General features: G+C 63.7%; 23 protein-coding genes, 1 tRNA gene and 4 pseudogenes. 21 read left to right on the top strand and 7 right to left on the bottom strand.

The features are described from left to right. Positions 1–2 precede the first annotated feature (2 nt). The 3 genes from IVA82_RS41555 to IVA82_RS41545 form a co-directional block, all read right to left on the bottom strand. A complete protein-coding gene (locus IVA82_RS41555; protein WP_247384286.1) occupies positions 3–914 on the bottom strand; it encodes a carbohydrate ABC transporter permease in 912 nt (303 codons plus the stop codon). Further along, complete coding sequence (locus IVA82_RS41550; RefSeq protein ID WP_247384284.1) at positions 914–1,852, bottom strand: sugar ABC transporter permease; 939 nt, start codon at positions 1,850–1,852, stop codon at positions 914–916. Before IVA82_RS41550 ends, IVA82_RS41555 begins: the two co-directional genes overlap by 1 nt. 130 nt (positions 1,853–1,982) lie before the next feature. After that, complete coding sequence (locus IVA82_RS41545) at positions 1,983–3,323, bottom strand: extracellular solute-binding protein (RefSeq protein WP_247384283.1); 1,341 nt, start codon at positions 3,321–3,323, stop codon at positions 1,983–1,985. Positions 3,324–3,812: 489 nt separating this feature from the next. Here IVA82_RS41545 and IVA82_RS41540 point away from each other — a divergent pair, with 489 nt between their 5' ends. The 3 genes from IVA82_RS41540 (at position 3,813) to IVA82_RS41530 (ending at position 5,334) form a co-directional block, all read left to right on the top strand. Then, entirely contained in the window at positions 3,813–4,592 is a 780-nt protein-coding gene (locus IVA82_RS41540) for a Spy/CpxP family protein refolding chaperone (protein WP_247384280.1), read from the top strand. A 111-nt stretch (positions 4,593–4,703) separates the two neighbouring features. Continuing rightward, the gene (locus tag IVA82_RS41535) at positions 4,704–5,081 is read left to right on the top strand and encodes a response regulator (protein WP_247384278.1); all 378 of its coding nucleotides are present in this window, start codon (positions 4,704–4,706) and stop codon (positions 5,079–5,081) included. A gap of 16 nt (positions 5,082–5,097) precedes the next feature. Beyond that, positions 5,098–5,334 (top strand): hypothetical protein, encoded by a 237-nt coding sequence (locus IVA82_RS41530; protein ID WP_247493880.1) that lies wholly within the window; start codon positions 5,098–5,100, stop codon positions 5,332–5,334. Between the two features lie 115 nt (positions 5,335–5,449). Here the strand turns inward: IVA82_RS41530 and IVA82_RS41525 are convergent, their stop codons facing one another. Beyond that, complete coding sequence (locus IVA82_RS41525; RefSeq protein WP_148744426.1) at positions 5,450–5,653, bottom strand: hypothetical protein; 204 nt, start codon at positions 5,651–5,653, stop codon at positions 5,450–5,452. A gap of 151 nt (positions 5,654–5,804) precedes the next feature. Beyond that, positions 5,805–6,833, bottom strand: a complete 1,029-nt coding sequence (glk, locus tag IVA82_RS41520) for a glucokinase (protein ID WP_247384275.1) — start codon at positions 6,831–6,833, stop codon at positions 5,805–5,807. Positions 6,834–7,111: 278 nt separating this feature from the next. Here glk and pncA point away from each other — a divergent pair, with 278 nt between their 5' ends. The 18 genes and pseudogenes from pncA to IVA82_RS41430 all read left to right on the top strand — a co-directional run. Next, positions 7,112–7,738: a bifunctional nicotinamidase/pyrazinamidase gene (pncA, locus tag IVA82_RS41515; protein WP_247384274.1), complete on the top strand. Its 627-nt coding sequence runs from the start codon at positions 7,112–7,114 to the stop codon at positions 7,736–7,738. 16 nt (positions 7,739–7,754) lie between these two features. Beyond that, positions 7,755–8,870 (top strand): alpha/beta fold hydrolase, encoded by a 1,116-nt coding sequence (locus tag IVA82_RS41510; protein ID WP_247384273.1) that lies wholly within the window; start codon positions 7,755–7,757, stop codon positions 8,868–8,870. A gap of 155 nt (positions 8,871–9,025) precedes the next feature. Continuing rightward, positions 9,026–11,059, top strand: coding sequence for an NAD(+) synthase (locus IVA82_RS41505; protein ID WP_247384272.1), 2,034 nt, complete (start codon positions 9,026–9,028; stop codon positions 11,057–11,059). A 14-nt stretch (positions 11,060–11,073) separates the two neighbouring features. Beyond that, positions 11,074–11,460: a GrlR family regulatory protein gene (locus tag IVA82_RS41500; RefSeq protein WP_247384271.1), complete on the top strand. Its 387-nt coding sequence runs from the start codon at positions 11,074–11,076 to the stop codon at positions 11,458–11,460. A 319-nt stretch (positions 11,461–11,779) separates the two neighbouring features. Continuing rightward, positions 11,780–12,862, top strand: coding sequence for a DUF1236 domain-containing protein (locus tag IVA82_RS41495; RefSeq protein WP_247384270.1), 1,083 nt, complete (start codon positions 11,780–11,782; stop codon positions 12,860–12,862). A gap of 460 nt (positions 12,863–13,322) precedes the next feature. After that, positions 13,323–14,138, top strand: a complete 816-nt coding sequence (locus IVA82_RS41490; RefSeq protein ID WP_247384269.1) for a sugar phosphate isomerase/epimerase family protein — start codon at positions 13,323–13,325, stop codon at positions 14,136–14,138. A 30-nt stretch (positions 14,139–14,168) separates the two neighbouring features. Next, positions 14,169–15,806 carry an ABC transporter substrate-binding protein gene (locus IVA82_RS41485; RefSeq protein WP_247384268.1) on the top strand — a complete coding sequence of 546 codons (1,638 nt, stop codon included), beginning with the start codon at positions 14,169–14,171 and terminating at the stop codon, positions 15,804–15,806. A 3-nt stretch (positions 15,807–15,809) separates the two neighbouring features. Beyond that, positions 15,810–16,792 (top strand): annotated as a pseudogene (locus tag IVA82_RS41480) (ABC transporter ATP-binding protein). After that, positions 16,789–17,805, top strand: coding sequence for an oligopeptide/dipeptide ABC transporter ATP-binding protein (locus IVA82_RS41475; RefSeq protein WP_247384267.1), 1,017 nt, complete (start codon positions 16,789–16,791; stop codon positions 17,803–17,805). Before IVA82_RS41480 ends, IVA82_RS41475 begins: the two are co-directional and overlap by 4 nt. Next, on the top strand, positions 17,805–18,734 hold the full coding sequence (locus IVA82_RS41470) for an ABC transporter permease (RefSeq protein WP_247384266.1): 930 nt from the start codon (positions 17,805–17,807) through the stop codon (positions 18,732–18,734). Before IVA82_RS41475 ends, IVA82_RS41470 begins: the two co-directional genes overlap by 1 nt. Next, on the top strand, positions 18,731–19,591 hold the full coding sequence (locus IVA82_RS41465) for an ABC transporter permease (protein ID WP_247384264.1): 861 nt from the start codon (positions 18,731–18,733) through the stop codon (positions 19,589–19,591). The genes IVA82_RS41470 and IVA82_RS41465 overlap by 4 nt, the downstream gene beginning before the upstream one ends. 209 nt (positions 19,592–19,800) lie before the next feature. Next, positions 19,801–21,666 carry a dihydroxy-acid dehydratase gene (gene ilvD / locus IVA82_RS41460; RefSeq protein WP_247384262.1) on the top strand — a complete coding sequence of 622 codons (1,866 nt, stop codon included), beginning with the start codon at positions 19,801–19,803 and terminating at the stop codon, positions 21,664–21,666. A gap of 490 nt (positions 21,667–22,156) precedes the next feature. After that, positions 22,157–22,246 (top strand) — tRNA-Ser (locus IVA82_RS41455). 75 nt (positions 22,247–22,321) lie between these two features. Further along, the gene (locus tag IVA82_RS41450; RefSeq protein WP_247493879.1) at positions 22,322–23,023 is read left to right on the top strand and encodes a DUF4102 domain-containing protein; all 702 of its coding nucleotides are present in this window, start codon (positions 22,322–22,324) and stop codon (positions 23,021–23,023) included. A 69-nt stretch (positions 23,024–23,092) separates the two neighbouring features. Next, positions 23,093–23,635: pseudogene (locus IVA82_RS41445) on the top strand (site-specific integrase); the annotation flags it as partial. Positions 23,636–24,073: 438 nt separating this feature from the next. Beyond that, positions 24,074–24,835, top strand: a complete 762-nt coding sequence (locus tag IVA82_RS41440) for a Crp/Fnr family transcriptional regulator (RefSeq protein WP_247384257.1) — start codon at positions 24,074–24,076, stop codon at positions 24,833–24,835. A 187-nt stretch (positions 24,836–25,022) separates the two neighbouring features. After that, positions 25,023–25,820: a Crp/Fnr family transcriptional regulator gene (locus IVA82_RS41435; RefSeq protein WP_247384254.1), complete on the top strand. Its 798-nt coding sequence runs from the start codon at positions 25,023–25,025 to the stop codon at positions 25,818–25,820. A gap of 143 nt (positions 25,821–25,963) precedes the next feature. Beyond that, positions 25,964–26,270, top strand: a pseudogene (locus tag IVA82_RS41430) (IS5/IS1182 family transposase); the annotation flags it as partial. A gap of 1 nt (position 26,271) precedes the next feature. Here the strand turns inward: IVA82_RS41430 and IVA82_RS41425 are convergent. Further along, positions 26,272–26,589: pseudogene (locus tag IVA82_RS41425) on the bottom strand (transposase); the annotation flags it as partial. A gap of 191 nt (positions 26,590–26,780) precedes the next feature. Beyond that, positions 26,781–26,972 (bottom strand): hypothetical protein (locus tag IVA82_RS41420; RefSeq protein ID WP_247384252.1); only part of this gene is annotated, 192 nt, incomplete at its 5' end.

The following is a 26,972-nucleotide window of genomic DNA, read 5'->3' as shown; positions in this document are numbered from 1 at the left end:
TCTCAACCCTTTGTCGCGCCGGCGGTCAAGCCGGCAATGTAGTAGTCCATGAGGAAGGCATAGATGATCAGCGGCGGGGCGGCACCGAGCAGCGCGCCGGTCATGATCTGCCCCCAGTTGAAGACGTCGCCCTTGATCAGCGTCGTGGTGATGCCGACCGGCAGCACGAACTGGTCTACGGACGTGGTGAACACCAGGGGATAGAGGAATTGCGCCCAGGATACCGTGAAGGCGAAGATCGTCGCCGCAATCAGGCCGGGTAGCGCGACCGGGATGAAGATCCGCATCAGGGTCTGGAGCCAGGAAGCACCGTCGATGATCGCGGCCTCATCGAGTTCCTTCGGGATCGAGGCGAAATAGCCGATCATGATCCAGGTACAGAAGGGCACCGTCAGCGTCGGATAGATGAGCAACAACACATACCATCTGTTGAGCAGGGCGATCCCGGTGAAATCCTGGATGACTGCAAGCATCTTGAACAGGGGAATGAACAGCAGGCTGTCCGGAATGAGATAGGTGAGGAAGACTCCGGTCGCGAGAGTCGCCGAGCCCCAGAACTTCATCCGCGCCAGTGCGAAGGCCGCCGGGATGCTGATCAGCATGGTGACGATCACGACTACAATCGAGACGATCGCGGAATTCCAGAAGAAGCGCAGGAATTGGTTTGAGGTGAGAAGCTCGACGTAGTTCGACAGTGTGGGATGGAACACCCACCACGGGTTGGTGGCGGCCGAGATCTCCGCGCTGCTTTTGAGCGAGGTAATCAGCATGTAGATTGGCGGGATGAGCGAGAAGGCAGCAAACAGCACCAGGAAGAAATAAGACCATCGCAGCGCCCAGGTCCGGTCGCGGCTCATGCTGCCGTATTTGACCTTGCGGCTCGGGCCGCCCTTGTCGATTGCAAGCATGCTCATCAGGATTCGTTCCCGCGTTTGGAGACATCGCGCAGGATGAAGATCGCTGCGACGGCGAGGATCGGCACCATGAAGAGCGAGACGCAGGCGCCGAGCGGAATGTCGCTGCTCTGGATTCCGACCTGGAACGCCCAGGTTGCGAACAGATGCGTCGAATCCAGCGGGCCGCCGGAGGTCAGGATGCGCACGATGTCGAAATTGGCGAACGTCACGATCAGCGAGAACAAGGTGGTGATGGCGATGATGTTGCGCATCATCGGCAGCGTGATGAACCAGATCCGCTGCCACCAGTTGGCGCCGTCAATGGCTGCCGCCTCGTAGAGCTGGTCGGGAACCGACTTCAGCGCCGCCAGATACATGATCATGAAGAACGGCGCGCCGTACCAGACATTGACGAGAATGACGGAGAAACGCGCCCAGGACGCATCGCCGAGCCAGGGGATTGGCCCGATGCCGAAGAACGAGAGCGTGTAGTTGAAGGCGCTGTAGGATGGATCGAACAGCCAAAGCCAGGCGAGCGTGCTCATCGCAGGCGGAATCACCCAGGGCACGAGGAGCATGCCGCGCCATTTGCGCTGGCCCTTGGCCGGGATGTTATGCACGAAATGCGCGACGATGAAACCGATCAACGCCTTGAAGATGACGGCAGTGATCGCGAAGAGGCAGGACTGCTTCACCACCATCCAGAACGTCTCGCGCTTGAACAGGAAGGTGAAGTTGCCGAAGCCCACGAACTTCTGCATCGACTTGTTCAGGGTGGCGAGGTGGACGGAGTAGAGCGCGGGATAAAGCACGAGTACCGCGATCAGGAGGATCAGCGGCAGCGTCAGGAAGAACGCCACGGTCGATTTGCGCCCGAGTTTATTGTGCAGGCTGGCCCGCTTGCGCGGGCTCGCAGCACGGGCGAGGCGACCTTGGTCAACGACGGCATCGGCCATTACGTTAGCCTTTTTCGAAGGATGTGGAACGGCGAAGCCGGCACAACCGTCGGCTTCAGTCGGGACCGGATAGAGCGGCGCCCCGGCGGCTCACGCGCGGTGCGTGAACCGCCACGGCATGCACCCGGCATCAACTCCGCATGAAGCCTTCGCACTCGCCTTCGGCCCAGGCGAGCGCGGTTTCCATCTTCTCACCTTGCGCGTGACGCAAGGCCAGCTTGGTCAGCGTCGCCTGGAAGTAGATCTGCTGCGCGATCTTGGGGGGCGCGGGCGATGCGGCGATCGACAGCGTCTGCTGCTTATGCGGATCTGGATAGTGGTAGAGCGTGCCCTTCGGTGGCCCTTCCTCGGCCCAGGTCTTCAGCTTCGTCATGTTCGCATAGGCCGGAAGATCGTAACCGCCGCTCACCGCGACGAATTTCTCGATCGACGACGGCTGCGACAGATGGGTGAGCAGGCTCTTGGCCGCTTCCTTGTTCTTGCCGAAGCTCCAGACACCCCAAAAATACGGCAGGAAGGGTGCGAAACGCCCTTTCGGGCCGGAGGGGAAGCCGTGCGTCCAGCACTGCTCGGCCACCTGCGGCGCGTCGCGCTTGGCGACGGCCCAGGCGCTCGGCGGATTCATGATGAGCGCGCCCTTGCCGGAGATCAGCCATTTGTTGTTGGAGGCGTCGTCCCAGGACGGCGCGTCGGGCGGCAGGAACGAGATCAGCTTCTTGTAGTATTCCAGCGCCTGTCGCACCGCATCTGTTTTCACGGTGATATCGCCCTTGGCATTGACGAGCTCCGCGCCGAAAGACTGGAAGATTGCCCCGGCCGTGTCGACGCTGTCGGTGGTCTCGCCCAAGCCGATGCCGAACGGAAAGCCACCCTTCTGGCAGGCTTCCGCCGCCTTCAGAAATGTCTCCATAGTCCAGTTGTCGGCTTTCGGCGGGCTGCCGGCCGGATACATCTCCTGAACGTCGATGTTGGCATATTTCTTCATCAGATCGATGCGGGTGCAGGGCCCCTTGATCTGACTGCCAGGCGTCGCGGGTACGGCGAGCCATTTGCCGGCGGACTGGCCGAGATATTTGACTGTGCCGTTGACCTCGCCGTTCTGCTTGATCAGCGGCTCCATGACATCGTTGAGCGGCTCGAGCTGATCGGCATAGGCCTGCGGCCACCATGACGGCATCTGGAGAATGTCGTGACCGGAATTGGCCTGGGCCTCGGCTGCTGCGGTCAACTCGATCTTCTTGTTGTTGCTGGTGATGTAGTCGATCGAGACCTCGACCTTCTCCTTCGCCGCCCATTCGTTGACGAGGTCGGTGGAGGCTTTGTTGGCGCCGGGCACCCAGTGGTCCCAGAAGCCGATCGAGAGTTTGCCCGCGGCGTAAGCGCCTCGGACATAGGGCGCCGTGATCAGCGCCGCAGAGGACATTGCAGTGGCAGCCACAAATTGACGTCGCGTCAGTGTCTTGCGTGACATCTCGTTTCCTCGCTTGGATGTTTTATTGTTCTGGCGTTTCCTGAACTTTCCGAGTTTTACTTTTTTGATTTTCTTGTTGGAAGTTTCTTGTTTGATGCCGTCGCCGCGGCGGCAAAATCCCGCGCGCCGCGGCAAATTGGTAGCGCGATCAGATCATGATTGATCGCCTCTGTCGAGGAAGCCGAACTGCTCGCCGTCTAGAACTAATGTCGGTCCGGCGCGTGCTGCGCTGCTCGATGGCGCGCGTGCGAGGTGAACCACCGCGCGGTATTTTGCGACGCACACTTTGCGCGACGCCAGTTGGACGGTTGCATGCGCAATTACGCCGCAGTTTCGAATAAGCCTGCATAACCGCTTAGCGCAAAAGACTTTTCGGGCGTGGATAGCGATTGCCGGCGCCTAGACCTCGAAGCTGCGAAAACGATAGAGTTGAACCCGGCGGGTGGTTCTCACCCCAACAGGCCAATCGGATTGACGATGGAGACGAGAATGATCAACCCGGCACCGGCAGCGCGGCTTTACCTGCGACGATGGTGCGCGCTGGGGTCCGTGCTCACGTTGCTGCTCGGCGCAGCCGCGGTTGCGCACGCGCAAGGCCTGGTCAAAGGCGTTCAGGACGGAGCGGCGGCCGGCAACAAGGCGGCCGGTCCGGTCGGCGGCGTGCTGGGCGGTGCAATCGGCGGCGTGGTCGGCGTCTTTACTGGCGTCCTCGGAGTCGGCAACAACAGCCAAGCGCCGGCTGCAAAGGACGGTACGAAGGATGGAACCAGGGACGCCAAGCAGCAGGGCGCCGCAAAGGACAAGGATGCCAAGAGCGCCAAGTCCGGCAAGGGCGCTAAGGGAACCAAGGAGGCCAAGAACGCGCCCCAGGACAAGGACGTTACGGTCCTGACGCAGAGCGGCGCGCCGCAGCTCACGGCCGAACAGATCGTCGCCAACAGCGATTCCTACATCGACCGGATCAAGGCCGAACTGAACCTCACGCCCGATCAGGAGAAGCATTGGTACGGTTTCTCGAGCGCCATGCACTATCTCGGGCATAACGGCGCAGAGCGGCTCAACCTGCGGGTCGCCCGCGCCAAGCGGGATCCGCCGGACGACATCGTCGAGCAGATGCGCAATGAGGCGCAATTCCTGATCGATCGCGCCGCCGACCAGCGCAACGTCGCCGACGCGGCCGAGCCGCTCTATTCGAGCCTCGACGACAAGCAGAAGCAGGTCTTCATCCAGGAGATGGTGCGCCTGAGCCACGAGCGCGGATTGGATTGATCAACTTGAAGCGGATCGAGCGCATCCGGATTAACGCCGCGTGCCACGAATTCGTGAATGCTCCCACAGGCTCGGTTATGATTAGCTTCATACAATGGCTGCGGGGTTGAGATGGCAAGCGGACTCTCCGTTTTCCTGGTTGAAGACGAAGCGCTGATCCGGATGATGATGGCTGACATGGTGGAGGAGCTTGGCCACCACGTCGTCGCCGAAGCGGATAACATTCAGGACGCCAGCGCCTATGCGATGACCGCGCAGTACGACCTTGCGATCCTCGATATCAATCTCATGGGTGTCTATGTCGATCCCGTTGCCGACCTGATCGAACGCCGCGGCAAGCCGTTCCTGTTCGCGACGGGCTACGGTCCGGAACTGCTGCCGTCCTTGCTCCGGCGCAGGCCGATCCTGCGCAAGCCGATCTCCCTCGACCAGCTCAAGGCGATGATCGATTCGATGTTTCCCAAGACGCCTAACGCTGTTCAAAGCTGATTGAGGGCCAAACGAAATGGCCGCCCCGAAGGCGGCCATTGATGTCAGGACCTGTGTTGTCGTCCCACATCAGGCCGGCGCCAAGGTCGATGCCGTGCGCCATCAGGCCGAACGAGGCGGCCAGGCCTGCGCAGCAGATCAGCAAGATGGTCTTGAACGAAGAATCGCCAAGACGCGTTTCAAGACGCGTTTCGACAGCGATTGCGGCAAGTGTAATCATGCTCATGTTCATTCCCCCTTTTTGTTGACCTGAATTGCATCAGGTGGGGAACTCTTAGAGCAAAAAAGTTTTATACGGGCTTGAGAGGGATCGTTAACGCAATCGCAATCGGATGCTGTTCTCGCGAACAGAGGCGGGTCCGCAAGTCTTAGTTGCGGCCGAGCTTCAGAACGTTGGCAATGGTGTGGGCGGTCATGGCGGCGCGATCCGAAGCGCGCTGGGCGGCGAGCCGGTCCCGCGCCTTTTCCTCGATCAACAGCTCGATCAGAGCCCGTCGCTTGTTCTCATCATCCGCCTCGATCAGCAGGCGGTGATAGCGATGATAGTCGAACCCAATATCCTGCTTACGCATGTCACGCCCCCGTACACAACGCCACAGACGGGTGGGATTGTTTCCTATCGAAAACAAACCGGCAAGTGCGATCCTGCGTGGAACCGCGCGGACTATGCAATCACCTGTGTATTGCGGGCAGTGAGACGGAGCCGACCAAGCGTGCACCAGCTCAATCGGCGTTGTGGCTGGCAAACATCCTGAGCCCGACGAAGCTGGCATCGGGCTTGACGACAAGCCGGGTGGGAATGTTGCGCAGATAGTCCTGAAAGCGTCCCTTGGCCTCGAAGCGCGCGCGGAATGCGGACGCGGCAAGGAATTCCGGGAAGCGCGGCACGATCCCGCCGGCGACGTAGACACCGCCGCGGGCACCGAAGGTTACGGCGAGATTGCCCGCGACGGAGCCGAGGATGGCGCAGAACATCTCCAGCGTCGCGCGGCTGAGCTCGCAGCTGCCGTCGAGGGCTGCCTTGGTGATGGCGGCTGCATCGCGCTGCAGCGCCCGGTTGCCGTCGACTTCCGCCATGGCCTCGTAGAGATTTTGCATGCCGGAGCCGGAGAGCGCGCCGCGCTCAATGGAGACATGGCCGAGGCGCCGGCGCAGGCACGCGATCACGCGTTCCTCGCGCTCGTTCTCCGCCGGCAAGGTGGCGTGGCCGGCCTCGGTGACAACGGCGAGCCGGGCGCCATGGCGTTCGACCAGGCAGGAGACACCGAAGCCGGTTCCCGGTCCGACCACCAGCAGGGGTTCTCCCGCCATGCCGGATTGGCCACCGAGCGGGATTAGATCGGCGGGCTGCAAGGCGGGCAGGGACCAGGCAACCACTTCGAAATCGTTGAGCACGTGCACGCTGTCCAAGCCGAGCGCCGGCTGGAGCTCTTTGCCATCGATGACCCACGGGCTGTTGGTCATGACGCAGCGGTTGTTGGTCACGGGACCTGCGACGGCCAGCACGGCCCTTTTCGGCTGCTCGCCGCCCGATCGGCGAAGGACATCGATGATGGCTTCCTGGACTGTCGGGAAATCGGCGACCTTGACATAGTCGATCGGTCCGATCCGCTCGCCGTCGCTTGGCTTGCCCTTGCCAGATCCGCCTCGGCCCGTTCCGTCTTGGCTCGGTTCGTCCTGGCTCAGCGCAAAGCGCGCGTTGGTGCCGCCGATATCGGCGAGAAGAATTTTTCCTGTTCTGCCGATATCCATGACGTCAACGCTCCCACCGCCTTGCGGCTGCGGGAGCCCATTCCTCCGCTCCTTCGCCCGATCCGCGTGTCGCGGCCGGATCGAGAATCCGCCCTTGGATGCCTCTAGTCAACCTAAGTCAACTCGGACGAAGCCAAACCGTTGCATTCCGGAAACGGGCCAACCTGCCATTCAGGCAGATCGCCGCACGCGTCGGTGGTTGCGAAGCGGCGCGGGAAGATCGACATTGGCGAGAGCGCTTGGCGCTGGACGTGCCAGGCGGACGGAATGGAGCTGCGATGAAGATTTCCGAAGCCGACGTGCTGCTGGTGATCGACGTGCAGAACGACTTCTGCACCGGCGGAGCGCTCGCCGTTCCCGGCGGCGAGAAAGTCGTCCCCGCCATCAACCGCATCGCCCAAAAATTCACCAATATGGTTCTGACGCAGGATTGGCATCCGCACGACCACGTCTCCTTTGCGTCGAACCATCCGGGGCGGCAGCCATTCCAGACCCTCGAGCTCGACTATGGCACCCAGGTGCTCTGGCCAGCACACTGCGTACAAGGCACGGCCGGTGCCGAATTCCACCGGAATCTGGACGTCGCGCGGGCAAACCTCGTGGTGCGTAAGGGATTTCGCCGCGGCATCGATTCCTATTCGGCGCTGTTCGAGAACGACCAGAAGACGCCGACCGGCCTGCTCGGATATTTGCGCGAACGCGAGCTGCAGACGGTCTTCGTCGCCGGCCTCGCGCTCGATTTCTGTGTGCGCTTTTCGGCGGAGGACGCCCGCAACGCGGGATTCGAGGTTGCCGTCATCGAAGACGCCTGCCGCGGCATCGACCTCGACGGCTCCGTGGCTGCGACCCATCAGAGCTTCAGGGAGCGCGGCATTTCCATCGTTGGGCTTGAGGCATTCCTGTGAAGATCGCGAGGTAGTTGTGGTGGAAAAGACCGGCAATCGGCCAAGCGGACCCGAGCATGTCCCGGAAGTCCCCTTGCTGTGGCCGTTTGCGGCGGCGCGTCTGGCCATGGACGCCTGTTTCTGGTGGCTGGAGCAGGAACCGGCGGGGAACGACGAAAGCCGCCTGCCTTGGACAACGCCCAATACCGTTGCGCTCGAGCTTGCAACTATGCGCCTGCGCGATTGCACGAGGGCCCGGTCCGGTCAGCCGGCCCTGGTCTGCGCGCCCTATGCGCTGCATCGTGCCCTGATTGCCGACTTCGCGCCCGGCCACAGCGTGGTGCAGTCCCTGCAAGATGGCGGTATCGAGCGGGTTTATCTCACGGACTGGCGCTCGGCGTCGCCGGACATGCGTCATCTCTCGATCGACAGCTATCTCGGCGATCTCAACGTCGCCGTCGACGAGATCGGCGCACCGGTCGACCTGGTCGGACTGTGTCAGGGAGGCTGGTTGTCGCTGCTCTATGCGGCTCGTTTTCCGGCCAAGGTGCGGCGGCTGGTTCTGGTTGGCGCCCCGGTTGATCTCGCGATCGACTCGTTGCTGTCGCGTCTTGCTCGCAACGCGCCCGAAATGGTCTACGACCAGCTCGTCGCGCGCGGTGGCGGCAATGTCAGCGGCGAGGAGATGCTGCGGTTCTGGTCCAGGGCGCCGAGCCGCGACGACATCGCGAAGACGTTGCAGATAGACCTCGCGGATGAGGAGGCCGCGGCGCTGCTCGCGCGTTTCGATCGCTGGAACACGGAAACGCTCGACCTGCCGGGCACCTACTATCTCCAGATCGTCAACTGGATTTTCCGGGAGAACCGGATTGCCACCGGCGATTTCAAAGCCCTCGGCCGCGCGATTGATCTGAAGGACGTCGAGGCCCCTGTCTTCCTGCTGGCGGGGCTCGACGACGAGGTCGTTCCGGCCGCGCAGGCGCTCGCCACCGCCGAGCTGCTCGGTACGCCACCAGCGTTCGTTGCGGCGGCCTCCCAGCCCAGCAATCATCTCGGTCTGTTCATGGGCGCGCGCACGCATGCGCATGCCTGGCCCCGGATCGCCGAGTGGCTGCGCGACGATCTGCCCGGCGTGCTGGCGCGCAGCGCCTGACACCGCCAGCGGCTGGGACAGGCGAAGTTGCAATTCCGTTATGCATGACGGCGAATGGCCTGCACGAGGCGACGTCGATGGGCTAAATATAGCCTGACCCGACGGCGGCCGGATCACCTCCGCCGCTCGCGAAAAGATCAAGGGTACTGCGCTCGATGAGTTTTCACTCGATTTACGCCCACGGATTTGCGCGCGTCGCGGCCTGCGTCACCACCTCCTATGTGGCCGATCCCACGGCCAATGCCAAAGCGGTTCTGGCTGCGGCGAATGCGTGCCATGAGCAGTCGGTGGCGGTGGCCGTGTTTCCCGAGCTCTGCCTGTCAGGCTATGCGATCGAAGACCTCGTGAAACAGGATCCGCTACTCGATGCGGTCGAGCGGGCGCTCGCCACGATCGTCGCGGCCTCGTCGACGCTGATGACCGTCCTCATCGTCGGCGCGCCGCTGCGCTTTGGAGCCCGCATCTACAATTGCGCCGTCGTCATTCACCGCGGCGCCGTTTTGGGCGTGGTGCCGAAAACGTACCTGCCGACCTATCGCGAGTTCTATGAGGGACGGCATTTCGCCTCCGGCGCTGGGATCGTCGGGGAAGCGATAGCTTTCGGCGAGCTGCGCGCACCGTTCGGTGTCGATCTGCTGTTTGCGGCCGAGGACGTTCCGGGCCTGACCATCGGCGTCGAGATCTGCGAGGACATGTGGATCCCGGTGACGCCGGCATCGGAGCTGGCGCTCGCGGGTGCGAGCGTCCTGATCAATCTCTCCGGCAGCCCGATCACGATCGGCCGGGCGCGCTCGCGCGCGTTGCTGTGTCAATCGACCTCGGCGCGCTGCCTTGCGGCTTACGTTTATTCCGCCGCCGGAGCAGGGGAGTCGACCACTGATCTGGCCTGGGACGGCCAGACCTCGATCTATGAAAACGGCGTGCTTCTGGCCGAGGGCGAGCGGTTCCGGCAGGGCGGGCAGATCACCCTCGCCGACGTCGATCTCGACCTGCTGCGGCAGGAGCGCGCGCTGATGGGGACGTTCGACGACAACCGCCGTCAGCGCGAGGGTTTCTTCCGCAAAGTCGCCTTCGCCGTGAAGCCGCCGGCCGCCGATATCGGCTTCCAACGCAAGGTCGAACGCTTTCCGTTCGTGCCGAGCGACGAGAGCCTGCTCGAACAGGATTGCTATGAGGCCTATAACATCCAGGTCGCCGGCCTGGTGCAGCGCCTGCGCGCCACCGGCACCAAGCGTGTCGTCATCGGCGTATCGGGTGGGCTCGATTCCACCCACGCCCTGATCGTCGCCGCCAAGGCGGTCGACCTGCTCGGCCTGCCGCGCGAAAACATCCTCGCCTACACCATGCCGGGCTTTGCCACCGGCGGCGAGAGCAAGACGAATGCGTTTGCGCTGATGAAGTCGCTGCAGACGACCTGGCAGGAACTCGATATCCGCACCACGGCCACGCAGATGCTAAAGGATATCGGCCATCCCTTCGGCAAGGGCGAGATGGTCTACGACATTACGTTCGAGAACGTGCAGGCGGGCCTGCGCACGGATTACCTTTTCCGGCTTGCCAACCATCGTGGTGGCATCGTCATCGGCACCGGCGACCTTTCCGAGCTCGCGCTCGGCTGGTGCACCTATGGCGTCGGCGACCAGATGGCGCACTACAATGTCAACGCGGGCGTACCGAAGACGCTGATCCAGCATCTGATCCGTTGGGTGATCGCCTCGAAGCAGTTCAGCGACGAGGTGAACCGGACCCTTTCGTTGATCCTGTCGGCCGAGATCTCGCCCGAGCTGGTTCCGGTCAAGCCCGGCGAGAAGCCGCAAAGCAGTGAAGCCTCAGTCGGGCCATACGAGCTCCAGGATTTCAACCTGTTCTACACACTCCGGTTCGGCATGCGGCCCTCCAAGATCGCCTTCATGGCGCTCCAGGCGTGGAAGGATGTTGCCAAGGGCGAGTGGCCGCCGGCTTTCCCGAACGACCGGCGCAAGGCCTATGATCTCCCCGAGATCCGCCGCTGGCTGGAGATGTTCCTGCGCCGCTTCTTCGCCTTCAGCCAATTCAAGCGATCGGCCATGCCGAACGGACCGAAGGTTTCGGCCGGTGGCTCGTTGTCGCCGCGTGGCGACTGGCGCGCGCCGTCCGATTCGAGCGCAGCGGCGTGGCTCGAGGATCTGGAACTGAACGTGCCGGTTTGAGCGGGAGATGAGCCATGTCGGCCGGCGATGAGCCCGAGCAGAGCGGCGACCAGAGCAAGGTCCTCAACGGCCTCTACATCTTTGAGATTGAGATGCGCGACGGCAAGCGCGGCCAGGCCAAAGGTGTCGTCGTGCTCTACGATGGCCGCATCATGGGCGGCGACAGCTATTTCTACTATACCGGCAGCTACACCTTCCGGAACGGCAAGTGGCGCGGCGACATGATCGTCAATCAGCACACCGAGGCCGTCGGCAAGACACTCGCGTTCGGCGGCGGAGAGGTGACCTGCGGGTTCTCGGGCGACTACTCCGCCGACGCCGCCGAGGTCGAAGGCATGGCGCTGGTCGGCAAGACCAGCGTGACATTCACGGCACGGCTCACGCTGAAGGATGCGATGTGAGCACGTCCTGATCCGGCACGCTGATGAGGCGCACGGCCGCCGTTCTCCTCAGGAACCTTCGCACGCAACCCACGTTCGCGTTTGTTGGTAGAATCATCAGGAGAGGGATATGCGCAAGCACTTGATGCTGTCGACTGCTGCCGTCGGGCTGATGCTCGCAACGGGTTTGGCCTACGCTCAGGCGCCCGGCGAGCGGAAAGACGAACCGAGACGGACGGAGGAACCGGCGAAAGGGGGCGCACAACAACACGATCGTGGATCGGCTCAGGAACGGGCTCAAGAACGCGGTCCGGAACGCGCGCAAGGCCGCCAGGAAAGAATGCAGGGGACCGCCGGACGCGAGGACAAGGGCGGTGCCAATCGCCAGGCCAACGACGAGAAGAACCGGCCCGCGGCGGCTACCGAGCGCCGTCAACCCAACGCGAAAGAGCAGGCGCAAGAATCCCGTGAGCCGGCGCGAGGTCGCAACCGTGAGGCGGAGAGCGCCAAGCAAGGTCGCGAGAGTGGCAAGAGCAGCGCAGAGACCAAGAGCAGCGCCGAGACCAAGCAGGATAAGTCCGCGCCGCAGAAATCAACGGCCGAGTCAGAGAAATCAAAGGCGGGAACGGCCGGCCAGCAGAATGATCGCGCCGGCACGGCGGCCAGCCAGAACGAGCGCAACCAGAACCAGCCGCAGCGCAATGCGACCGAGCAGCAAGCTCCTGCGCAACAGGGCAACCGTCCGGCAACGGCAACCGACACGAGCCGGACACCTCCGAGCACCAATGCACAGACCGCGCCGGCTCAAACCGGCACGCAGACCAATCAAGCCAATCAAACGACCCAGAGCAACGCGCAGGTCGATCAGCAGACCCGCGTCACTTCCGAGAAGCAGGTGCGGATCTCCGAAACGCTGAGCCGAGAACGCCTGGCGCAGCCGGAACGCAATCTGAATATCTCGATCCGTGTGGGCGAGACGATTCCTCCGCGCGTACGCCTTTATCGGCTGCCGCCCGGGATCGTTTCGATCGAGCCCGAATATCGGGACTACGAATATTTCGCTACGGATGACGATGTCGTCATTGTGGAGCCCGGGACCCACCGGATCGTGAGCCAGGTGCCGCGCGATCCTTCGCGAGCCCGGGCGCAAATGGTTGGCGGTGCCATCTCGAGCATGGCGGCGGCCGGCGGCAGCAATGTGAACTGCCGGATCATGCGGCGCGATGCCTCAGGCAACGTCGCGGAAGCGGAACCGTCGACGGTTGGCTCGAGCGCCCGCACGGATTCGTTGAGCGTGACTGTTCAACTGCCCGGCGGCGGCTCGTCCGCGCCGATCGCGCTCGGGGCTGCAGCCGGCGATATCGTGGTCGCCACGCAAGGGCAGGACGATTGCACCGTCACGATCGAACCGCAGACGCGGTGAGCGCCCGCGCCAACAGGACGGCACACGAAAACGCGCCGCCAGGCTGAAGAGCCGGGCGGCGCGATATCGCGTTCGATGTCAAAAGTTCGAGGTCCGGAGTGCCTAGGAGTCCGGACCTCTCACCTTGCCTCAGCCTTCAATCCCCGCCCCATGTGGTCCCCCAACCCCATGTCGCGCGATCAGAGGATGATGCCCTGGAAGTGGCCGCCGATCGATGTCCCGCGATGTACGCGACATCGCAATAGGATTCCATTCCGGATCACTACGGACACGCGCGCACTCCGCGCACTGCAAGTATGCGCGTTGCGATCAAGACGTGATCGTCTCTGCCTGAAATCGATGCAGACGATCGGCAGGATGTCCACATCCTTCAGCGTTGCAGAACCTGCATTTCACCGGCCTGTCATTGAACTGGTTTAGCGCTGCTCTCGTCATCGCTGACGGCCAAGGAGAGCAAGCTATGTCGAAGCCGGTACTGGGCGCCGCATTGTCCATCAGATCGATCCCCGCGCACCGCGACTGGCTGCTGGAACGGCAGCGCGATCTCGAAATCCAGGACTTCTTTCGCGCGGACCTGCTTGACGGCGACTGGCGCAGCGCAGCCGGCGACATCAAGCAGATGCTCGCAGGCCACACCGGCCGGCTCGGCATTCACGGGCCGTTCTGGGGGTTCAAGATCGACAGCCACGACGCGATGATCCGCCAGGCAGTGACAAAACGCCTGCTCCAGGGGTTAGACGCCGCCGAATTCCTCGGCGCGACGCAGATGGTGATCCATTCGCCGTTCACCACCTGGGACCGCAACAATCTCGACCTCTATCCTGAAAATCGCGGCAACCTGATCGAGCGCGTGCGCGCGACGCTCGCCGAGGTGATCGCACGCGCCGAGACGATCGGCTGCGAAATCGTCCTCGAGAACATCGAGGACAAGGATCCGCGCGACCGCGTGCATCTGGCCAAGGCGCTCGAGAGCACCAGGGTGCGCGTCTCGCTGGATACCGGGCATGCCAACTACGCACATGTGTCCACCGGCGCGCCGCCCGTCGACTATTACGTCGATGCCGCCGGCAACATGTTGACGCATGTCCATCTCCAGGACTCCGACGGCTTTGCTGACCGGCACTGGGCACCGGGCGAGGGCAACATCCACTGGACCGCCGTTTTCCGCGCACTCGGCCGGCTGACCTCCAATCCGCGGCTGATCCTGGAACTGCGCAATCACGACGACGTCCGCGCCGGCGCCGCGCATCTCGCCGCGCTCGGTCTCGCTGACTAACCGGCATCACAGAGGGCAGGGGTTAACGTCATGAGCAAGCTCACCCGTCGCACCATCCTGAAGTCCGGCACTGCAGCCGCAGGCACGTTGTTCCTTCCGCGCTTTGCGATCGCGCAAGGCGACAATCGTCCGTCGGTGACGATCGCGGTGCAGAAGGTCACGAATTCGAACGTGCTCGATGTGCTGCGCGAGCAATCCAATGTCGGCGAGCGCGTGTTCTTCTCCTCGATCTGGGAAGGGCTGATCTCCAAGAACTGGCGCGGCAGCCTCGAGGCCGCGCCGGGGCTCGCCACCGAATGGCGCCGCATCGACGACCAGACCGTCGAGGTGAAGCTGCGCCAGGGCGTGAAATTCCACAACGGCGACGAACTGACGGCGGATGACGTCGTCTTCACCTTCAGCCGCGAGCGCATGTTCGGCGAGACCGAGGCCAAGAGCCGCTCCACCATCCAGGCTTTTGAAAAGATCCCGACGCCTCGGCCGGGCAAGGAGCTGCCGCCGGACGTTCCTGCGGTGGCACGCCGGATCTGGCCGGACCTCGTGCGCGTCGATGCCGTCGACAAGTACACGGTACGCTTCTACAACGCCACGCCCGACGTCACGATCGAGGGCCGGCTGTCGCGTTACGGCTCCGACATCGCGAACCGCCGGGCCTGGGCCGAATCCGCCAGCTATCTCGACTGGGCGCGCAAGCCGATCACCACCGGCCCCTACAAGGTCGTCGAGCTCAAGCCCGACGTCTCGCTGACGCTGGAGGCGCATGACGAATATTGGGGCGGCCGGCCGCCGCTCAAGCGAATCCACTTCCTCGAGGTGCCCGAGGTCGCAAGCCGCATCAACGGCCTGCTGTCGGGCGAGTACCAGTTCGCCTGCGATATCCCGCCGGACCAGATCGCCGGCATCGAGAAGAACGCCGCGTTCGAAGTGCAGGGCGGCACCATCCTCAACCACCGCCTGACCGTCTTCGACAAGAACCACGTCCAGCTCGCCAATCCGCTGGTGCGACGCGCCTTCACCCACGCGATCGACCGGCAGGCGATCGTCGACAGCCTGTGGGCCGGCCGCACCCGCGTGCCGAAGGGCCTGCAGTGGGAATTTTACGGCGACATGTTCAACGCCGACTGGAGCGTGCCGGCCTATGATCCAAAACTCGCGCAGGACCTGTTGAAGCAGGCCAACTACAAGGGCGATCCGATCCCCTATCGCCTGCTCAACAACTACTACACCAACCAGGTCGCAACCGCGCAGGTCCTGGTCGAGATGTGGAAGTCGGTTGGCCTCAACGTCCAGATCGAGACCAAGGAGAACTGGTCCCAGATCATGGAACGCGCGCCGACCCGGGCAGTGCGCGACTGGTCGAACTCGGCCGCCTTCAACGATCCCGTCTCCTCGCTGGTTGCCCAGCACGGGCCGAATGGCCAGCAGCAGCAGATCGGCGAATGGACCAATGCCGAGCTGAACACGCTCTCAGAATTCCTAGAAACCTCGATCGACCGTGCTGCGCGCAAGAAGGCGTTCCGCCGCATGCTGGAGATCGCCGAGCGCGAGGACCCGGCCTTTACGGTGCTGCATCAGAACGCAACCTTCACGGCCAAACCGAAGTCGATCAAGTGGAAGGCGTCGCCGGCCTTCGCGATGGATTTCCGCGCCGGCAATTTCGAGGTCTGATCGGTGTCACCGCTGATCAGTATCGAAAGCCTGAGCGTCGCCTTCAACGGCGTCATGGTCCTGCGCGGCGTCGATCTGAAATTGCAGAAGGGCGAGGCCTTGGCCTCGTCGGCGAGTCCGGGTCCGGCAAGTCGGTGACCTGGCTGGCTGCCCTGGGTCTGCTGCCGCGGCACGCGCAGGTGTCGGGTTCGGTGCGGCTCGACGGACGTGAGATCCTCGGCGCCGGCGAAGCCGAGCTCGACCAGGTGCGGGGCGGGCGCGTCGCCATGATCTTCCAGGACCCGGCGAGTGCGCTCAATCCGGTGCTGACCATCCGCAAGCAGCTTTGCGAAACCCTGGCGCTGCATCGCGAGCTCTCGGGCGCGGCGGGGAAGGCGGAAGCACTGCGGCTGCTCGACCTCGTCGGCATTCCTGATGCGGCGCGGCGGCTGTCGGCCTATCCGCACGAATTCTCCGGCGGCCAGGTCCAGCGCATCATGATCGCGATGGCGCTGGCCGGAAATCCCGATCTCCTCGTCGCGGACGAGCCGACCACCGCGCTCGACGCCACCATTCAGGCGCAGATCCTGGAGCTGCTCTCGTCGGTCCGCCGTGAGATGGGCATGGCGATGGTGCTGATCAGCCACGATCTCGGCGTCGTTGCGGAGAACTGCGACCGCGTCGCGGTGATGTATGCTGGCCGCATCGTCGAGGAGGCACCTAGCAACCAGCTCTTTGCGGATCCCGTGCATCCCTATGCGCAAGGCCTGATCGGTGCGCTGCCGCCGCTTGACGGGCCGCGCCGCCGCCTCACCGCCATTCCCGGGACCGTGCCCGATCCCGCCAGCATGCCGGGCGGCTGCGCCTTCGCGCCGCGCTGCGCCCTTGCGGCCGAGCCGTGCCGCCACGCTGCGCCGAGCCTGGCGCCAGTTGCCGACAACCGGACCGTCGCCTGCATTCGCGCCGAGGCCTCGCGCCGGGCGCTGCTGGGGATGGCCGCCGAATGAGTGCGCCGCTCGTCGAGGTGGCCGCGATCTCGCGCAGCTACGCCATGCGCTCCGGAATGTTCGGGCGAAGCACCGCAGTTCACGCAGTCGATGGCGTGTCGCTCACGATTCCTAGGGGTGAAACGCTGGGTCTCGTCGGCGAGTCCGGCTCAGGCAAATCCACCACGGGACGCATTGTGCTCGGGCTGGAGCCGCCGGATCGCGGCGAGGTGCAGTTTGACGAAAAACCGATGGCCGCGCCCGGGACGGCGGCGTGGCGCGCACAGCGGGCGCGCATGCAGATGATCTTTCAGGACCCGCTGGGCGCGCTGGACCGGCGGTTGCCGGTGGCCGCGCAGATACGCGAGCCGCTGGACATTCACGGTGTCGGCACGGCCGCCGAGCGCGAGGAGCGTGTTCGCGAACTGCTGCGCGCGGTCGAGCTGACGCCGGCGCATGGCGCGCGTTATCCCGGCGCACTCTCCGGCGGCCAGCGTCAGCGCATCGTCATGGCGCGGGCGCTGGCCACGAAGCCCGACTTCCTGGTCTGCGACGAGCCGGTCAGCGCGCTCGATGTCTCGATCCAGGCGCAGGTGGTGAACCTGCTCGCCGATCTCCAGGCGCAGCTCTCGCTGACCTTGCTGTTCATCAGCCACGATCTGCGCGTTGTCAGGCAGATCAGCAATGTGGTCGCTGTGATGTATCTCGGCCGCATCGTCGAGATCGGCAGCGCCGATGATCTCTTTGCGCGGCCGGAGCACCCGTACACGCAGGCGCTGGTCTCGGCCTCGCCGGCGCCGGGCCGCCGCAGCGCAGGCCGCATCGTGCTGTCAGGCGATCCGCCGAACCCGGCTGCGCGCCCCCAAGGCTGCGCTTTTCATCCGCGCTGCCCGCGCGCGGTGGCGCGGTGCGCGACCGAGACACCAATTCTCTCGGCCGTCGGCGGAGACCGCCAGGTCGCGTGCCATCTCGTGACGGGCTCCAAACCTGCGACCAAGCCCGAGACCAAGCCCGCGACGCGGGACGCGGCGTGATGGGACGCTATTTCGCAATCCGCATCGGACGCGCGATGCTGACCATCGTCCTCGTCGTCACCTTCGCCTTCGTGGTGTTGCGCCTCTCCGGCGATCCCTCGCTGATGATTTTGGGACCGGAAGCGCCGCCGGAGGTCCTCGCGGCGTTCCGCAAGGCCTGGGGTCTCGATGATCCAATCTGGATGCAGTATCTTGATTACTTCGGCGCCATCGCTAAGGGCGAGCTCGGTCGCTCCATGCGCGACGGCCGGCCTGCAATTCAACTCGTGCTGGAGCGGATTCCGGCGACGCTGGCGCTGACACTGCCGGCCTTCGCGTTCAAGGTGGCGCTCGGCATTCCCGCCGGCCTCTACGCCGCGCTGCATCGGGGCTCCGCGATCGACCGCGCCGTGATGACAGCGGCGGTCGCGGGCTTCACGGTGCCGAGTTTTGTCCTCGCGCTGCTGCTTGTTCTCGTCTTCGCCGTGCAGCTGGGATGGCTGCCGTCGGGCGGGCAGGACAGCTGGCGTCATGCGATCCTGCCAATCGCCACGCTGAGCCTCGGCGGCGCCGCGGTGCTGGCGCGCTTCACCCGCAGCGCGATGCTGGAAGTGCTGGGCCAGCCCTATATCCGCACCGCCTCGGCCAAGGGCGTGCCGTGGCGCAAGGTGGTGACATCGCATGCGCTGCCGAATGCGGCGATCCCGACCGTCACCATTCTGGGCTTCATGGTGGGCACGCTGATCGCGGGCGCAGTCGTGGTCGAGAGCGTGTTTTCGTGGCCGGGAGTAGGGCGCCTGCTCGTCGTTGCCGTCGCCAACCGCGACCTCGCCGTCGTGCAATGCATCCTCTTGCTGGTCGCGCTGACCATGGTCACGTCCAATCTGATCGTCGACTTCCTCTACGGCTTCCTCGAACCGCGCCTGCGCATGAAGGGAGCCCATGCATGACGGACGCGACCCTGAAGGACACCGCCGTCCGCCGCCGCATCAGCCTTCCCGCGATTCCGGTCTCGGTCGCGCTTGCAGTGGGCTGGATCATCGCGATGCTCGTGATTGCCGCCCTCGCCGAGAAGATCGCGCCCTACGGCTATACGCAACTCGACCTGCGCAATCGCCTGGCCGCACCTGGCAATGTGGCGCATTGGCTCGGCACGGACGAGCTCGGCCGCGACGTGCTGTCGCGGCTGCTCGTCTCGATCCGCATCTCGCTGCTGATCGCGTTCGGCGCGACGGCCATTTCTGCCGTCGTCGGCACCACCCTCGGCTTCCTCGCCGCGCATTTCCGCGGCCTCGTCGAGCAGCTCGTGCTGATGCTGTCTGACTTCCAGGCCAGCATGCCGTTCCTGATCATGGCGCTCGCCGTTCTGGCTTTCTTCGGCAATTCGCTGCCGCTGCTGATCGGCCTGATGGGTTTTTTCGGCTGGGAGCGCTACGCCCGCATCGCGCGCGGGCTCGCCATCTCCGCCAATGCGCAAGGCTACGCGGCCGCGGTCCGCCAGCTCGGCGCGCGGCCGTCGCGGATCTATCTGCGCCATATCCTGCCCAACATCGCCTCGACCCTGATCGTCTCGACCACGCTGGTTTTCCCCGAGGTGATTTTGATGGAGTCCGGCCTGTCCTTCCTCGGCCTCGGCGTGCAGCCGCCGATGACCAGCCTCGGCAACATGGTCGGGTATGGCCGCGAATATCTGACCCGGGCGCCCTGGATCATGCTGGCGCCGGCTGCGACGATCGTGGTGACGACGCTGGCCGTCTCCGTGATCGGCGACTGGCTGCGTGACAAACTCGATCCGACCTTGCAGTAGGGGGCAAGGCGAAGCCCAAGCGCCGCTATCGTAGCCTGAATGGAGCTTACGCTCCATCCAGGCTACGAAAAGCCCGCGTCCGGAGCAGGGGAGCTCTGTCCGGGCCAAGTTCCCGTTGCGCGCGCCCACCCCGTGCGCTATCCGGCCGGAAAGGCCTGAGGCGGCTTCCATATTTCCCGCCCGGCTGCCCAACCAGGACGGAAACCGCCATGCCAGCCTATCGCTCCCGCACCACCACCCACGGCCGCAACATGGCGGGCGCCCGCGGCCTTTGGCGCGCGACGGGCATGAAGGATGCCGATTTCGGCAAGCCGATCATTGCGGTCGTCAACTCCTTCACCCAGTTCGTGCCCGGCCACGTCCACCTCAAGGACCTCGGTCAGCTCGTCGCCCGCGAGATCGAGCAGGCCGGCGGTGTGGCGAAAGAGTTCAACACCATCGCGGTCGACGACGGCATCGCCATGGGCCATGACGGCATGCTCTACAGCCTGCCGTCGCGCGAGCTGATCGCCGACAGCGTCGAATACATGGCCAACGCCCATTGCGCCGACGGCCTCGTCTGCATCTCCAATTGCGACAAGATCACGCCCGGCATGTTGATGGCGGCGTTGCGGCTCAACGTTCCCGCCGTGTTCATCTCGGGCGGGCCGATGGAAGCCGGCAAGGTCAAGCTGCAGGGCAAGACCAAGGCCGTCGACCTCATCGACGCGATGGTCGCGGCGGCCGACTCCAAGGTCAGCGACGAGGACGTCAAGGTGATCGAGCGCTCGGCGTGTCCGACCTGCGGCTCCTGCTCGGGCATGTTCACCGCCAATTCGATGAACTGCCTGACCGAGGCGCTGGGCCTTGCGCTGCCCGGCAACGGCACGGTGGTCGCTACCCATGCCGACCGCAAGCGGCTGTTCGTCGAGGCCGGCCACACCATCGTCGATCTCGTCCGCCGCTATTACGAGCAGGACGACGCCTCGGTGCTGCCGCGCAACGTCGCCAACTTCAAGGCGTTCGAGAACGCGATGACGCTCGACATCGCGATGGGCGGCTCGACCAACACCGTGCTGCATCTGCTCGCGGCGGCCCATGAAGGGCAGGTCGAATTCACCATGCGCGACATCGATCGTCTCTCGCGTCGCGTGCCTGTCCTTTGCAAGGTCGCCCCCTCGGTCGCCGATGTGCATGTCGAGGACGTGCATCGCGCCGGCGGCATCATGGGCATTCTGGGCGAGCTCGATCGCGCCGGCCTGATCGACACCTCGGTCTCGACCGTGCATGCACCGACCATGAGCGACGCGCTGGAGCGCTGGGACGTCAAGCGCTCGAAAAGCGAAGCGGTCCGCACCTTTTTCCGCGCCTCGCCCGGCGGCATCCCGACGCAGGTCGCCTTCAGCCAGGAGCGCCGTTACGACGAGCTCGATACCGATCGCGAGAAAGGTGTGGTCCGCAACCTCGCGCACGCCTTCAGCAAGGACGGCGGCCTTGCGGTGCTCTATGGCAACCTCGCGCAGGACGGCTGCATCGTGAAGACCGCCGGTGTCGACGCCTCGATCCTGAAATTCTCCGGCCCCGCGCGCGTGTTCGAAAGCCAGGACGCCGCAGTGGAAGGCATCTTGGGCGGCAAGGTCGTCGGCGGCAAGGTCGTCGCCGGCGAGGTCGTGGTCATCATCTACGAAGGCCCGCGCGGTGGTCCCGGTATGCAGGAGATGCTCTATCCGACCAGCTATCTGAAATCGATGGGCCTCGGCAAAGCCTGCGCGCTCGTCACCGATGGCCGTTTCTCCGGCGGCTCGTCGGGCCTGTCGATCGGGCATCTGTCGCCGGAAGCCGCCGAAGGCGGCAACATCGGGCTCGTGCGCGACGGCGACCTGATCGCGATCGACATTCCGAACCGCAGCATCAGCCTGGAGGTCTCCGACGAGGAGCTCGCCAGCCGCCGCGCTGCGGAAGAGGCGAAGGGCGATGCCGCCTGGCGGGCGACGAACCGCAAACGCACCGTCTCCACCGCGCTTCAGGCCTATGCCGCACTCACCACCAGCGCCGCGCGCGGCGCGGTGCGCGAGGTCAAGCGTCGCCCGAGGTAAGCGCGTCCTTGTAGCCCGGATGGAGCGAACGGGTCGGCGCGAAGCGCCGTCCGAGAGCGCAATCGGGGCAAGTGCGAGACCGGACGGGACACCGTCCCGGATTGCGCTGTGCCGGGCCAACCTTCTGGCGCGAAGTCGAAGTCAACCTCACAGCGTTTGCTGACCAGCCCGATATGACTGAAGCCAAGAAAGAGCGGATCGTCGAGGCGCTTCGCGAGGTCTCCAAGAAATACCGGCCATTCATTGAGGCGTTGACCGAAAGAGAATAGTTGAAGCGACTATGCGGACGCCCGCGGGCCGATCGGAGCAAGTCGGCTGAGGGGACGACGGCGCTGCCTACGTGAAGCGTAAACAATCGATGCAAGCGGCGATTACCTCATTGCCCCTTAGCTTCCTGTGGTCCTGAAAGTGTCCGAACTTGTCCCCAACCACAATCTGTGCGCGGCTGTTCTTGATCTCGGCGCCTGTAAGTGCTTGATGCTGCTGATCCGGAAGGGTGGCCGAGTGGTTTAAGGCACCGGTCTTGAAAACCGGCGTGCCCGCAAGGGTACCGTGGGTTCGAATCCCACCCCTTCCGCCAGTATATTGTTCTCCTCTGTTCTCAGTCGTTCGAACTCCACAGCAAAATCAGGGTCTTGCGCCGAAAGACTGTACTTTGCAGTTCGCCGGTGTTCCTCCTGATCGGATCACTGACCGTGGTTTTGGCCCGTGGGTTCGGAGGACGGTTTTTCCCGGAGGGACAATGGCTGGAAGGTTCAAACCGCTCGACGTAGAACGCCAAACCAAGCCCGGCAAATACGCCGAGGGCGGCGGGCTTTATTTGATCGTTACCGGACCAACATCGAAGAGCTGGTCATACCGATATTGGAAGGACGGCAAGGAGCGCTGGCACGGCCTCGGCTCCTTAAAAGACGTGTCGCTAAAGGATGCGCGGCTGGCACGGGATGCGGCGCGGCTGCGCGTGAAAGGCGATCGCAGCACCGCCGGCGTGGACATTGTGCAGGAGAGGCGAAAGGCGCGCGAAGAGGCGAAAGCTGTCGAGGCCAAGGTTGTGTTGCCGACGTTCGAGGAATGCGCGGAAGCGTACATCCGGACGAATTGGTCGACCTGGAGCGAGAAGCATCGCGATCAGTGGCCGTCCTCCCTCAAGCGTTACGTCTATCCCACCATTGGCATGCTCACCATCCAGGAGATCAGGCCAAGCCACATCCACGATCTGCTAAAGCCGATCTGGGTAGAGAAGCGCGAGACTGCGAACCGGGTTCGCGGCCGCATTGAAACGATTATCGCGAAGAACGTCGATATCGACGATCTAGACTTCCGCAATCCGGCCGAGCTTACGAGGCAGCTGCGCTAAAAGTTACCAAAGCGCCCCAAGCGGGCCGTCCGCCATCATCCGGCCTTACCGTACACCGAGGCGCCTGCGTTCATGAAGCTACTTGCCGGTACGTCGGGCACAGCTGCCGCCATGCTACGCTTCCTAATCTTCACGGCTTGCCGCACGAACGAGGCGGTCGAAGGGCATTGGGAGATCGATCCCCCGAGCTCGACCTGGAAAATCCCCGGTGAGCGAATGAAGATGGACCAGGATCAATACGTCCCCTTGACAGATCCCGCGTTGGCGGTCCTCGACGAGATGCGAGGCGGCCGTCAAGGCGAACTGATCTTCACCAATCCCGAAGGCGGAGCGTTCTCCGAAAACGCTATGCTCGCCGTACTTGATCGCCTCGGCTACGGACATGTAACGGTGCACGGTTTCCGGTCGACCTTCGCAACTTGGGCTGAGGAATGCACCGACTATCCGGACGGCGTGCGCGAGGCCGCGCTGGCCCACAAGTACAAGAGCGAAACCACCGCAGCATATCAGCGAGGCCAAAAGTTAGAAAAGCGCCGGGCACTAATGAAGGATTGGGCCGTGTTCCTGAGCGGCACCAAGGTGACCCAATTGGATGACTGGAGGACAGGGTAGGGCGTCGAGCGGCCGGACTTATACAACGGGAAGCAAAAGCGTTGGATGCGCCCAATCTTCATGTCGTCCGGTCTGCTCCAAGAAGCCGATATGGGAAGGCGCTCGGAAAACGGTCGGCTAAGGGCCAAAGGCGGATGTCGGAAATGCCGCGCATCCTCCGCCTCAACGGCGATGCCGGCAGCGTTTGCCGCGACCCGGAAACTGGAACTCCCTACGGTATTACCTATACGTATTTTGCAATTGTGGCGGGCAGCATGTCCCCACATTTAATCCCAATGATGCGAGGCAGAAGTTCGCCTCGCGGTGGCGAGTTTGGAGTTTTGTTTTGAGACTGAGAGCTTCCGCAACTGAATTCGATCTCGGAGCGCGCAGCGTAGGCGTATTAAAACAAAGTTTGAAGCCGCCGTTCCACGCTGCTCGGAATGCAGAAGACGGCGGATGCCTCACGGCGGGTTACCTGCGGTGACCCGCAGCGTCGGAATTGGTAACCGCCTTCTTGCAACACTGCTGCCAGCGGATATTGATCTGCTGGCGCCCGGGCTGGAGACGGTCGCGCTCGACCAGGACGAGGTACTCTCGCGAGCGGGTGACCCGATCGAGCATCTCTTCTTCCCTCATAGCGGTGCCATCTCGCTGATGATCGACGCGAACGGGCAGTCGGTTGCCACCGCGATGGTCGGGCGCGAAGGGACAGTCGGCAGCCTCTCGGTGCTGGGGCCGTCACCTTCGGCCATAACCGCCATCGTTCGCGCGGCGGGGACCGCCTCGCGGATCCGCACTTCCCGATTTCACGCCGCTTTCAATCGCAGCCCCGCGATCCGGCACATGATCCAGATCCACGTCAGCGCCATGCTGATACAGTTTCAGCTCAGCGCAGCCTGCAATGCGCTGCATCCGGTCGAAGCCCGCATGGCACGCTGGCTGCTCCATCTTCGCGACCGCATCGACCTCGACGTCCTCCCGCTCACCCAGGAGGCGCTGTCGCAGATCCTCGGCGTGCGGCGGACGACCGTGAACCTTCTGATGCGCAATCTGCGCGCGTCCGGAGCGATCAGATCAGAGCGACGCGGCCAGATTGAGGTCGACCGATCGCGGCTCGCTGCGGCGGCGTGCGATTGCCATGGCACCATCCGTCTCGACGTCGAAGCAATCTTTTCGATGAAAACGGCGCCGATCTCGCATTCTGGATGTTCCGGATGATGGGCACATCTCAATGGGTGAGTCAGGCGACGGTGCGGAAGCCGGTGCCGTGCTGCCGGGCCCAGGCGAGAAGACCTGTACCCGCCGCGCGTTGCGTTAAGCCAAAAATGACATTCATGGATGCGGCCTCAAACACCTTGATGCATTGGTTGCTCGTTCACAGAGAGATACCGTGATCGGGCGCCCAATGAGCATTGAAAATCGGCTTCTGGCGGCGTTGCCGCCGGCGGATTTGGGCTCGCTCACGCCTCACTTCCAGAGAGTCTCGTTCGAACCCGACGCCGTGTTAGTGCGGTCGGGCGATGAGCTCGACCAGGTTTATTTTCCCCACAGCGGCGCGATCGTCTTCATGGTCGATATGCCGGACGGGGAAACGGTCGCGACCACGTTGATGGGACGGGAGGGCGCCTTGGCCTCGCTCTCGGTGCTGGGCCCCGCGCGTTCGTCAGTCACCGCGATTGCTCGCGTGGCCGGCACCGCATCGCGGATTTCCGCAGCAAAATTCCGGGTCGCCTATGCGCGAAGCGCGGCCATTAGGCATGTCGTGCAGGTCCACGCTCGCTCGCTGTTGTTGCAGCTCCAGCACGTGGCCGCCTGCAACGCGCTGCATCGGGTGGATGGCCGCATGGCGCGGTGGCTACTGCAGCTCCACGACCGCGTTCCCAACGACGTGCTTCCGCTGACGCAGGAGGCGCTTGCCCAATTGCTCGGGGTGCGGCGGACGACGGTGACGCTGACGATGAGCAATCTTCGCGCGGCGGGTGCGGTCCCATCCGACCGGCGCGGCCTCGTCGAAGTCGACCGGGCGCGGCTCGAGAGCGTGGCGTGCGACTGCTATGCGCTGATGCAGCGCACGATCGATCGCATGTACTGCCAGGAATTGCCCGCGCCGCAACCTGCCCTTGCGCCGTTCCGGGAAAGCTTCGTCGTCGCCTCCGACAAAGCCGATCCTGAATTCAATGGCACTTCGCCGGAGGGAAAATAGCACTCGCGCGGCGGTGTCCCGCTTCCGTGACAGGAATGGTACTGAGCATACCTGGAGAGATCGCGAGCTAACGGCAGACGATTCCTCAACTCGATACCGCCGACCGGCAGGAGCCGTCGGAAACGCTGGAATTAAAAAAGACCCGGATCAAAGAACGGCTCGAAAATCTGACCGTTGAAATGGCGAAACTCGCAGCCATTGAAAAACAGGTTCTGGCGTCGCCCGATCAGCAGATATCGTTCACCGATCCCGATGGCCCGTTCGATGGCCACGAGCGGCCGTGGTTCCGGTGTCGTCGGCTACAACGTGCAGACGGCGGTCGATACAGAAAGCCATCTGATCGTCGCGCACGAGGTGACAACAAGCGGCTCAGACCGGTCACAACTTGCAAACATAGCCCAGCAAGCCAAAGCCGTTCTTGAGGCCGACACGCTCGATGTTGTCGCCGATTCGTTTTGTGATCGGGCGCAAGCCGGGCGAGCAGCCACATCACTTCGACGTTGCGGCCAGCTTCACGCTCGAGCCGGCGGCTCGAGTGCACACGGTTGAGATAACCGTAAATGTAGAGCCTTAAGAGCGCGGCCGGATGATACGACGGCCTACCTGTGCCGGCAGGCTCAACGCCACCGAACCCAAGTTCAGCCAGATCGAGGGCTGCAACGAAGGCGTCGATCACGCGAACCGGATTGTCATCTGAAACCCAGTCATCCAGGCATTCCGGCAACAAAGTCGATTGCCCGCGATCAGCCCCTTGAACGAAGCGCTCCATGCCCAGCCCCGCCGATTCAGTGCGGGAATCCTAGCAGACACGACGTTTTCACACAGCCAGGGCCACAAGCCGCCGAACTGGCGCCCGGCTGCAAACTTCCGGTCTGCCCTTGTGCGCCGACATGCAGCGACACCGCGCCAACGGAAGCGATGGACCCGATGTTGTTGCAGAAGTCGGCGGGCTCGGCGGTCTCAGTCGGAGCTGAGTTCTGAAAAATGGAGCTTGCGATGTCTCGCTGCCTGCCCGCAATGGGTGGGCGGCGACGCTAACGGCTGACGCAACCAACGCAACCAACGCAACGGACGCCACTTACGCGACGCATGGCCCGGCCATGTCGGGCGGGTGTAGCGCCAGCTTGGCGAGACGACGAAGGTTTTGAGCGA

Source organism: Bradyrhizobium sp. 142 (assembly GCF_023074015.1).
GTDB lineage: Bacteria > Pseudomonadota > Alphaproteobacteria > Rhizobiales > Xanthobacteraceae > Bradyrhizobium.
Note: the sequence above shows the minus strand (reverse complement) of the source record. Positions and strands in the feature narration are given on the sequence as shown.

Bases quoted from the DNA above. Each gene is read 5' to 3' on its own strand.
- IVA82_RS41500 (WP_247384271.1), top strand. From the start codon at position 11,074: ATGTCGGCCGGCGATGAGCCCGAGCAGAGCGGCGACCAGAGCAAGGTC.
- IVA82_RS41545 (WP_247384283.1), bottom strand. From the start codon at position 3,323: ATGTCACGCAAGACACTGACGCGACGTCAATTTGTGGCTGCCACTGCA.
- IVA82_RS41475 (WP_247384267.1), top strand. From the start codon at position 16,789: ATGAGTGCGCCGCTCGTCGAGGTGGCCGCGATCTCGCGCAGCTACGCC.
- IVA82_RS41530 (WP_247493880.1), top strand. From the start codon at position 5,098: ATGGCCGCCCCGAAGGCGGCCATTGATGTCAGGACCTGTGTTGTCGTC.
- IVA82_RS41495 (WP_247384270.1), top strand. From the start codon at position 11,780: ATGCAGGGGACCGCCGGACGCGAGGACAAGGGCGGTGCCAATCGCCAG.
- IVA82_RS41525 (WP_148744426.1), bottom strand. From the start codon at position 5,653: ATGCGTAAGCAGGATATTGGGTTCGACTATCATCGCTATCACCGCCTG.
- IVA82_RS41535 (WP_247384278.1), top strand. From the start codon at position 4,704: ATGGCAAGCGGACTCTCCGTTTTCCTGGTTGAAGACGAAGCGCTGATC.
- IVA82_RS41555 (WP_247384286.1), bottom strand. From the start codon at position 914: ATGAGCATGCTTGCAATCGACAAGGGCGGCCCGAGCCGCAAGGTCAAA.
- IVA82_RS41490 (WP_247384269.1), top strand. From the start codon at position 13,323: ATGTCGAAGCCGGTACTGGGCGCCGCATTGTCCATCAGATCGATCCCC.
- glk (WP_247384275.1), bottom strand. From the start codon at position 6,833: ATGGATATCGGCAGAACAGGAAAAATTCTTCTCGCCGATATCGGCGGC.
- IVA82_RS41470 (WP_247384266.1), top strand. From the start codon at position 17,805: ATGGGACGCTATTTCGCAATCCGCATCGGACGCGCGATGCTGACCATC.
- IVA82_RS41440 (WP_247384257.1), top strand. From the start codon at position 24,074: ATGCCTCACGGCGGGTTACCTGCGGTGACCCGCAGCGTCGGAATTGGT.
- ilvD (WP_247384262.1), top strand. From the start codon at position 19,801: ATGCCAGCCTATCGCTCCCGCACCACCACCCACGGCCGCAACATGGCG.
- IVA82_RS41540 (WP_247384280.1), top strand. From the start codon at position 3,813: ATGATCAACCCGGCACCGGCAGCGCGGCTTTACCTGCGACGATGGTGC.
- IVA82_RS41485 (WP_247384268.1), top strand. From the start codon at position 14,169: ATGAGCAAGCTCACCCGTCGCACCATCCTGAAGTCCGGCACTGCAGCC.
- IVA82_RS41550 (WP_247384284.1), bottom strand. From the start codon at position 1,852: ATGGCCGATGCCGTCGTTGACCAAGGTCGCCTCGCCCGTGCTGCGAGC.
- IVA82_RS41505 (WP_247384272.1), top strand. From the start codon at position 9,026: ATGAGTTTTCACTCGATTTACGCCCACGGATTTGCGCGCGTCGCGGCC.
- IVA82_RS41435 (WP_247384254.1), top strand. From the start codon at position 25,023: ATGAGCATTGAAAATCGGCTTCTGGCGGCGTTGCCGCCGGCGGATTTG.
- IVA82_RS41465 (WP_247384264.1), top strand. From the start codon at position 18,731: ATGACGGACGCGACCCTGAAGGACACCGCCGTCCGCCGCCGCATCAGC.
- pncA (WP_247384274.1), top strand. From the start codon at position 7,112: ATGAAGATTTCCGAAGCCGACGTGCTGCTGGTGATCGACGTGCAGAAC.